At 71.1% G+C, this 7,915-nt stretch carries 9 protein-coding genes; 7 read left to right on the top strand and 2 right to left on the bottom strand.

The window, feature by feature from the left end:
- Positions 1-685: tyrosine-type recombinase/integrase (locus tag HMPREF3086_RS19615; protein WP_070721607.1), on the top strand; the 685-nt coding region annotated here is incomplete at its 5' end.
- Positions 686-706: 21 nt separating this feature from the next.
- Here HMPREF3086_RS19615 and HMPREF3086_RS09880 read toward each other — a convergent pair.
- Complete coding sequence (locus HMPREF3086_RS09880; RefSeq protein WP_061914432.1) at positions 707-1,363, bottom strand: murein hydrolase activator EnvC family protein; 657 nt, start codon at positions 1,361-1,363, stop codon at positions 707-709.
- 412 nt (positions 1,364-1,775) lie between these two features.
- Here HMPREF3086_RS09880 and rpsB point away from each other — a divergent pair, with 412 nt between their 5' ends.
- The 5 genes from rpsB (at position 1,776) to HMPREF3086_RS09855 (ending at position 6,196) form a co-directional block, all read left to right on the top strand.
- Complete coding sequence (gene rpsB / locus HMPREF3086_RS09875; RefSeq protein WP_061227755.1) at positions 1,776-2,657, top strand: 30S ribosomal protein S2; 882 nt, start codon at positions 1,776-1,778, stop codon at positions 2,655-2,657.
- Positions 2,658-2,865: 208 nt separating this feature from the next.
- A complete protein-coding gene (tsf, locus tag HMPREF3086_RS09870; RefSeq protein ID WP_070721605.1) occupies positions 2,866-3,690 on the top strand; it encodes a translation elongation factor Ts in 825 nt (274 codons plus the stop codon).
- Between the two features lie 238 nt (positions 3,691-3,928).
- Positions 3,929-4,654, top strand: a complete 726-nt coding sequence (gene pyrH, locus HMPREF3086_RS09865; protein WP_061227753.1) for a UMP kinase — start codon at positions 3,929-3,931, stop codon at positions 4,652-4,654.
- A gap of 63 nt (positions 4,655-4,717) precedes the next feature.
- Positions 4,718-5,275: a ribosome recycling factor gene (gene frr / locus HMPREF3086_RS09860; RefSeq protein ID WP_061227752.1), complete on the top strand. Its 558-nt coding sequence runs from the start codon at positions 4,718-4,720 to the stop codon at positions 5,273-5,275.
- Between the two features lie 42 nt (positions 5,276-5,317).
- Positions 5,318-6,196: a phosphatidate cytidylyltransferase gene (locus HMPREF3086_RS09855; protein ID WP_061227751.1), complete on the top strand. Its 879-nt coding sequence runs from the start codon at positions 5,318-5,320 to the stop codon at positions 6,194-6,196.
- Positions 6,197-6,238: 42 nt separating this feature from the next.
- Here HMPREF3086_RS09855 and HMPREF3086_RS18070 read toward each other — a convergent pair whose 3' ends face one another.
- Complete coding sequence (locus HMPREF3086_RS18070) at positions 6,239-6,679, bottom strand: LapA family protein (RefSeq protein WP_082767601.1); 441 nt, start codon at positions 6,677-6,679, stop codon at positions 6,239-6,241.
- An 84-nt stretch (positions 6,680-6,763) separates the two neighbouring features.
- Here HMPREF3086_RS18070 and rlmN point away from each other — a divergent pair, with 84 nt between their 5' ends.
- Positions 6,764-7,873, top strand: a complete 1,110-nt coding sequence (gene rlmN, locus HMPREF3086_RS09845) for a dual-specificity RNA methyltransferase RlmN (RefSeq protein ID WP_070721604.1) — start codon at positions 6,764-6,766, stop codon at positions 7,871-7,873.
- Positions 7,874-7,915: the final 42 nt, after the last annotated feature.

Genomic DNA, 7,915 nt, shown 5'->3' with positions numbered 1-7,915 from the left:
CCGGGTCGCGGCGGCGCGCTCGTTCAGCACGTGGGCGGCGCGCACCGGGCTGCTCCCGACCGACGTCGCGGCCAGACTGGAGGCTCCGCGCGCCCGACGGCACCTGCCCGAGGTCCTCGACGCCGCCCAGGCGGGCGAGACCATCCGGACGAGCGAACTCGGCGCGGCCGAGGGCGACCCCCTCGCCGTCCGCGACCGCCTCGTGGTGGAGCTGCTGTACTCGTGCGGCATCCGGGTGGCCGAACTGTGCGGCCTCGACGTCGACGACGTCGACGCGGAACGGCGACTCCTCCGCGTGATCGGCAAGGGCGACCGCGAGCGTGCCGTCCCGTACGGGGCGCCCGCCGACCGGGCACTGCGCGCCTGGCTCGACACCGGCCGACCGGCCCTGACGAACGCCCGCTCGGGGCCGGCCCTCCTTCTGGGTGCCCGCGGCGGACGCCTGGACCCTCGGGCGGCCCGCAGGATCGTCAACGAGGTCAGCGAGGCCACGCCGGGCGCGCCCCGCGTCTCGCCCCACGCGCTGCGCCACAGTTCGGCCACGCACCTGCTCGAGGGCGGCGCGGACCTGCGACACGTCCAGGAGCTGCTCGGGCACTCCACGCCGGCGACCACCCAGATCTACACGCACGTCTCGGCCGAGCGCCTCCGCGCCGCCTACCGCGGAGCCCATCCCCGCGCCTGATCGGGTCGCCGCCGCCGCTTCTCAGCCGACGCCGTCGCCGGGCAGTGTGGGCTTGAGACGTATCGGACGGTGGGTGGCGGCCAACAGCGCGAGCGGATCGACGTAGTCGTCGTCGTCACCGGACGTGCCTCCCGAGGCCACCCGCGCGCCCCAGTGCAGACACGCCACCACCGGACACCCGGGGTGGCCGGCGAGGAGTCGGCCGATCCGCGCACCCGCGGCGACGACGTCCCCGGCGCTCACCTCGGCGGCGACCGGTTCGTACGTCGTGCGCAGCCCGCCGCCGTGGTCGATCGACACCACCGGCCGCCCGGCCACGGCGCCTGCGAAGGACACCGTCCCGTCGGCGGGGGAGAGGACGGGTGAGTACGGCTCCGCGGCCAGGTCGACCCCGCGGTGGCCGGGTAACCACCGCCGCGCCGGAGGGTCGAACGGGGTGACCACCGACAGCGGGCCCGGCACGGGGCCGACCATCGCCGGACGTGGACCGACCGACACGGCGCCCGCGGACGTCACCGAGGCGGAGGGCACCGAGGCGGAAGGCCCCGAGGCGGGCGGCACGGAGGCGGGCGGAGCGGCGGAGGCGAGGGGCACGACGACGAGGACGACGACGAGCGCCGCGGTCACGACGCCGGCGGGCGCCCCGTCGCGTCCACCCCGTCCGCGGGACCTGATCATCGCCACGCCACGAGTGCACCGCACCGGCCCGCCCACCGCCAGGGGCGGCGCGCCGGTTGTGGACAGGGTGGACGACCATCCCCAGGGTCAGGCGACCGGTGGCGAGAGGCCCGCCTTGGCTGTGCGGGGTCGAGGGGATATGCTCTCCCGTGCGGTCGACTCTCGTCGATCGACTTCGCGTGTCCTGCGGCGACCCGGTCAACGGCGCCGCATCCGGGCCCCGGGGCTGTGCAGCCCGGCCTTCCCGGACGTCGGACCAGCAGGTGCCCCAGCACGCCGGGGGTCCGGCCCGACGCGGACACCAGGGCCCGCCGCCGCCCGGCGAGTGGGCATAACCCGATACGTACCAGAAAGCGAGGACGAGGGCCTCGCGGTCCGGCTGCTTCCAAGCCGGACGAGCCCTCAACCCATCATGGCAGTCATCTCCATGAAGCAGCTGCTCGACGCAGGCGCCCATTTCGGCCACCAGACCCGCCGCTGGAACCCGAAGATGCGTCGGTTCATCTTCACCGACCGCAACGGCATCTACATCATCGACCTGCAGCAGACCCTGACCTACATCGACCAGGCGTACGAGTTCGTCAAGGAGACCGTCGCCCACGGCGGCACCGTCCTGTTCGTCGGGACCAAGAAGCAGGCCCAGGAGGCCATCGCCGAGGAAGCCGCCAAGGTCGGGATGCCGTACGTCAACCAGCGTTGGCTGGGTGGCATGCTCACCAACTTCCAGACCGTGCACCAGCGGCTCCTGCGGCTCAAGGAGCTCGAGTCGATGGAGCAGACGGGCGGATTCGAGGGTCGCACCAAGAAGGAGATCCTCATGCTCACGCGCGAGAAGAACAAGCTGGAGCGCACGCTCGGCGGTATGCGTGACATGAGCAAGGTCCCCTCCGTGGTGTGGGTCGTCGACACCAACAAGGAGCACATCGCCGTCGGCGAGGCCCGCAAGCTGGGCATCCCGGTCGTCGCGCTGCTCGACACCAACTGCGACCCGGATGTCGTCGACTATCCGATCCCGGCGAACGACGACGCCATCCGCTCGGTCACCGTGCTGACCCGCGTCATCGCCTCCGCCGTCGCCGAGGGCCTCAAGGCCCGCTCGCAGGCCGGTAAGGCCACCGGCGAGGAGGCCGAGCCGCTCGCCGAGTGGGAGACCGAGCAGCTCGACCAGGTCACCGGTGGCGCCACCAGCGAGGGCGCCGAGGCGCCCGCCGCGGACGTCACGGGCACCGACTCGCCGGCCGCCGAGGCCCCCGCGGCCGAGGTCCCCACCGAGGCCCCGGCCACCGAGGCCTGATCAGTACCACCAGCTCGAGCGCCATCGGGCCCGGCCGCCCACGATCCCCCAGGGGATCTTCCGGGGGCCGGGCCCGAGGTGTCGGAAGCGGTGGGCAGCCGTCCCTGGACGCCCCGACGTCTAGGGTGGAGACGATCTCGCCCGCCGACCGACTCTTCAACACCTTTCCCGACAGATCACGAACCCCTTTAAGGAGGGTCGCCCCACAATGGCGAACTACACCGCTGCCGACGTCAAGCGTCTGCGTGAGCTCACCGGCTCCGGGATGATGGACTGCAAGAAGGCCCTGGAGGAGACCGACGGCGACTTCGACAAGGCCGTCGAGGTCCTGCGCATCAAGGGCGCGAAGGACGTGGGCAAGCGCGCCGAGCGCACCACGGCCGAGGGCCTGGTCGCCATCAAGGACGGCGTCATGATCGAGCTCAACTCCGAGACCGACTTCGTCGCCAAGAGCGCCGAGTTCATCGCGCTCGCCGACAAGATCGTCGACGTGGCCGCCTCGCAGGGCATCTCGGACCTCGACGCCCTCAACGCCGCCGAGCTCGACGGTGCCACCGTCGCCGACGCCGTCGTGTCGTTCTCCGCCAAGCCCGGCGAGAAGCTGGTCCTGCGCCGCGTGGGCAAGCTCGACGGCCCGGTCGCCGTCTACCTGCACAAGCGCTCCTCCGACCTGCCGCCCGCCGTCGGCGTCATGGTCGCCTACTCGGGTGAGGGCGAGGCCGCGGAGTCCGCCGCGCGCGCCGCCGCGATGCAGATCGCCGCGCTCAAGGCCCAGTACGTCTCCCGCGACGAGGTCCCCGCCGACATCGTCGCCAAGGAGCGCGAGATCGCCGAGGCCACCGCCCGCGAGGAGGGCAAGCCGGAGCAGGCCCTCCCGAAGATCGTCGAGGGACGCCTCAACGGCTTCTTCAAGGACGTCTGCCTCCTCGACCAGCCGTCGGTCACCGACAGCAAGAAGACTGTCGGCGCCCTGCTCGACGAGGCCGGCGCGACGGTCTCGGCCTTCCTGCGCTTCGAGGTCGGCCAGGCCTGATGCGGCCCTGACCCGTCACGACGGGTCCCACGCGACGGCGGCACCCGGAATCCCCGGGTGCCGCCGTCGGCGTCTGTCGGCCCGGGTGTCCCCACGCCCGGCGGGCTGCGGTGTGGAGGCAGGGGCGATAGGGCAGAATGAACGCGGTCCCACCATGGGCCGCACGCCACCCCGACGAGACCCCGTCGGGGGCGTTGACGCGCGATACGGGCTCGATCCGCCCGGGACGAGGAGAACGATGACCGACCCGCGGGACGGCTACAGGCGAGTGATGCTCAAGCTGGGCGGCGAGATGTTCGGCGGCGGCGGCGTGGGTATCGACCCGGATGTGGTCCAGTCGGTCGCCCGTCAGATCGCCGAGGTGTCCCGCACGGGGGCGCAGATCGCAATCGTGATCGGGGGAGGCAACTTCTTCCGCGGCGCCCAGCTGCAGCAACGCGGCCTGGACCGCGCCCGCAGCGACTATATGGGGATGCTGGGCACCGTGATGAACTGCCTCGCCCTTCAGGACTTCCTCGAGCAGGAGGGCGTCTCCACGCGCGTCCAGACCGCCATCCACATGGGGCAGGTCGCGGAGCCGTACATCCCGCTGCGCGCCGAGCGGCACCTGGAGAAGGGGCGTGTCGTGATCTTCGGCGCCGGCATGGGCATGCCCTACTTCTCGACCGACACCACCGCGGCGCAACGCGCGTTGGAGATCAAGGCCGACGTGCTGCTCATGGCCAAGGCCGTCGACGGGGTGTACTCGGACGACCCGCGCACGAACCCCCGCGCCGAGCTTTTCACCCGCATCGAGCACCGCGAGTGCCTCGAACGCGGATTGAAGGTGGCCGACGCCACAGCGTTCAGCCTCTGTATGGACAACAACATGCCCATCCTGGTCTTCAACCTCCTCACCGAGGGCAACATCGCTCGTGCAGTGGCCGGTGAGCAGATCGGGACCCTGGTCAGCAGCTCTGACTGACGCGGCCGACCGACCCGCCCGCGACCGAACCACAGCCACCGACGAGAACGAAAAGAGACGCACATGATCGACGACACTCTGCTCGAGGCCGAGGAGAAGATGGAAAAGGCGCTCGAGCACGTCCGTGACGAGCTCGCCTCCATCCGCACCGGCCGCGCCAACCCGGGCATGTTCAACCGCGTGCTCTGCGAGTACTACGGGACCCTCACCCCGATCACCCAGATGTCCAGCATCACCGTCCCCGAACCGCGGATGCTGATCATCAAGCCGTACGAGATGTCGCAGATCGGCCCGATCGAGAACGCGATCCGCAACTCGGACCTCGGCGTCAACCCGACCAACGACGGGCAGGTCCTCCGCGTGACGGTGCCGCAGCTCACCGAGGAGCGGCGTCGCGACCTGGTCAAGCAGGCCAAGGCCAAGGCCGAGGACGGCCGGATCGCGATCCGCGGCGTCCGACGCAAGGCGATGGACGAGCTCAAGCGCATCCAGAAGGACGGCGAAGCCGGCGAGGACGAGGTCGCCGCCGCCGAGAAGGAACTCGACAAGCTCACCCAGCGCTACGTCGCCGATGTCGACGACCTGGTCAAGGTCAAGGAAGGCGAGCTGATGGAGGTGTGACCTCCCGGCCCCGATCCGCCCTTCACAGTCGAGGAGTACGCCGTGGACACCGCTCCCCCCGGACCGCCCGGGCCCACCGCCGCGGCCGCCGCACCTCCGTCGCGCGCCGGCCGGGACCTGACCCGGGCCATCCCGGTCGGGGTCGGCCTCGGCGCGCTGGTGATCGCGAGCATCGCCTTCACCCCGCGCGCCTGGTACATCGTCGCCGCGGGAGCCGTCGCGATCGGCACCTGGGAGGTGTTCAAGCGGCTGCGCCAGGCACGGTTCCGGCTCCCGTTGATCCCGCTCCTGCTGGGCGGGCAGGCGACGGTGTGGGCGGGTTTCCTCAGCGGGGCGGAGGGCGCCTTCGCCGCATTCGCCGTCACCACTGTGGTGGTGCTCGTGTGGCGACTGCTCATGGGCGGGCTGACCACCGCGCCGAAGAACTACCTGCGGGATGCCGCGGTGGCGGTGTTCGTCCTGGCGTGGATCGCCGTCCCGGGTTCGCTGGGCGCCATGCTGTCCGACGGCGAGTTCGGGGCGCAGCGGGTCGTGGCGCTCATCCTGCTGGTCGTGTGCTCGGACGTCGGCGGTTACGTCGCGGGGGTGCTGTTCGGGAAGCACCCGATGGTCCCGGCGATCAGTCCGAAGAAGTCCTGGGAGGGTTTCGCCGGTTCGTTGCTGTTCGCCACGGTCGGCGGCGCGACCGTCGTGGCGATGATGTTCAACGACAGCGTCTGGAAGGGTATCCTTCTCGGCGTCCTCACCGTGTTCACCGCGACGCTGGGCGATCTCGTCGAATCGCAGGTCAAACGGGACCTGGGCATCAAGGACATGGGGACGATGCTGCCGGGCCACGGCGGTTTCATGGACCGCCTCGACTCCGTGCTGCCCAGCGCCGTCGTCGTCTGGGTCATCTTCACGTACGTCGTGCCGACGTGACCGGCCGGGGCGACGGCATGGGGAGCCGCCGCCCCCGCGTGGTCAGTGCGCGCGGGTCGCGAGCTTGCGGGCCTTGCGTGCGCGCATCCGCAGCTGGAGGATCCGGAACCCGGCGAACAGTGCCATGATCAGTGCCCCGGCGATCGCCGCCATGAGGATCAGCACCCCCAATGGCAGGCTGAATTCCCAGCCGAGGTAGCGGACGTCGGTCGAGGTCGTGTTCTGCGCGATGAAGATCAGCAGCAGGACCGTCACCAGTGCGCCCAGGACGAGGCCTACCCACGCCGATCCGAGAAGCCCGCCGGCGGTGTCGGGATAGGGGTCGTCCCCGTTCCCCCGGCCCGGTGGTGGACTGTCGGTCGCCCCGTCCAGGGGGGCCGGCGCCGAGTCGCCGGCATCGGATCGCCCGGCGGGTATCGCGCCCGACGCGTCGCCTGCGCCCGGATGAGCAGGGTCTACGGGATCGTGTGAACGTGTGGCCATGGCAGAACTGTATGTGCTCATCCCAGCGGACGGCACCGTTGGCGGTGTGTCGTGCGCGTTCGTTTCTGACAGAATGATCGAATCATGGCTGAACCTCTTCCCCTCGTATTCGACGCCCCCCGCCGTGGGCTGCCCCCGCGGCACTTCGCCGACCTCGACTCCGACGGCCGAGCGGTGGCGATGGGTGACCTCGGGGTTCCCTCGTTCCGCGGGAAGCAGCTGGCGAACCAGTACTTCGGGCGGCTCGAGGCGGACCCGCGCGAGATGACCGACCTCCCGGCCGATCTGCGTGACCGGGTGGGGCAGGAACTCTTCCCGCCGCTCACCACGTCGCTGCGTCACGTCTCCGCGGACGAGGGCACCACCCGCAAGACGCTGTGGAAGCTGCACGACGGCTCGCTGGTGGAGAGCGTGCTCATGCGCTACCCGGATCGGGCGACGGTGTGCATCTCGAGCCAGGCCGGCTGTGGCATGGCGTGCCCGTTCTGCGCGACGGGTCAGGGCGGCCTCCAGCGGAATCTGTCGACGGCGGAGATCCTCGAGCAGGTCCGCGTGGCGGCGCGGGCGCTGCGGGACGGCGAGATCCCGGGGGGACCGGGGCGCCTGTCGAACGTGGTGTTCATGGGGATGGGTGAGCCGCTGGCCAACTACAAGCGCGTCCTCGCCGCGGTCCGCGGGATCATCTCGCCCCCGCCGTCCGGTTTCGGGCTCTCGCAGCGGTCGGTGACCGTGTCGACGGTCGGGGTCGTCCCCGCCATCCACAAGCTCGCCGAGGAAGGACTCCAGGTCACCCTCGCCGTGTCGCTGCACACCCCCGACGACGAGCTCCGCGACACCCTGGTGCCGGTGAACAACCGGTGGCCGGTGACCGAGGTGATGGACGCCGCCCGCCACTACGCCGACGCCACGGGCCGGCGCGTGTCCATCGAGTACGCGCTGATCCGCGATGTGAACGACCAGGTCTGGCGTGGGGAGATGCTCGGTCGGCTGCTCGCGCAGCGGCTCGGACCCATGGCGCACGTCAATCTCATCCCGCTCAACCCGACCCCGGGGAGCGAATGGGACGCCAGCCCCCGCCACCAGCAGGACGCCTTCGTCGCGGCCGTGCGCGCTGCCGGCGTCTCCTGCACCGTCCGCGACACCCGCGGGTCGGACATCGACGCCGCGTGCGGCCAGCTGGCGGCCGAGGGCTGATCGCCTCACCGACGAGAAGGGCCGCCACCGCTCCGGGGAGCG

Source organism: Dietzia sp. HMSC21D01 (genome assembly GCF_001815995.1).
GTDB classification, from domain to species: domain Bacteria; phylum Actinomycetota; class Actinomycetes; order Mycobacteriales; family Mycobacteriaceae; genus Dietzia; species Dietzia cinnamea.
This window is presented reverse-complemented; position numbering and strand designations above follow the sequence as displayed.

Coding starts and splice junctions, on each gene's coding strand:
- rpsB (WP_061227755.1), top strand. CDS start 1,776: ATGGCAGTCATCTCCATGAAGCAGCTGCTCGACGCAGGCGCCCATTTC.
- HMPREF3086_RS18070 (WP_082767601.1), bottom strand. CDS start 6,679: ATGGCCACACGTTCACACGATCCCGTAGACCCTGCTCATCCGGGCGCA.
- rlmN (WP_070721604.1), top strand. CDS start 6,764: ATGGCTGAACCTCTTCCCCTCGTATTCGACGCCCCCCGCCGTGGGCTG.
- tsf (WP_070721605.1), top strand. CDS start 2,866: ATGGCGAACTACACCGCTGCCGACGTCAAGCGTCTGCGTGAGCTCACC.
- HMPREF3086_RS09880 (WP_061914432.1), bottom strand. CDS start 1,363: ATGATCAGGTCCCGCGGACGGGGTGGACGCGACGGGGCGCCCGCCGGC.
- pyrH (WP_061227753.1), top strand. CDS start 3,929: ATGACCGACCCGCGGGACGGCTACAGGCGAGTGATGCTCAAGCTGGGC.
- frr (WP_061227752.1), top strand. CDS start 4,718: ATGATCGACGACACTCTGCTCGAGGCCGAGGAGAAGATGGAAAAGGCG.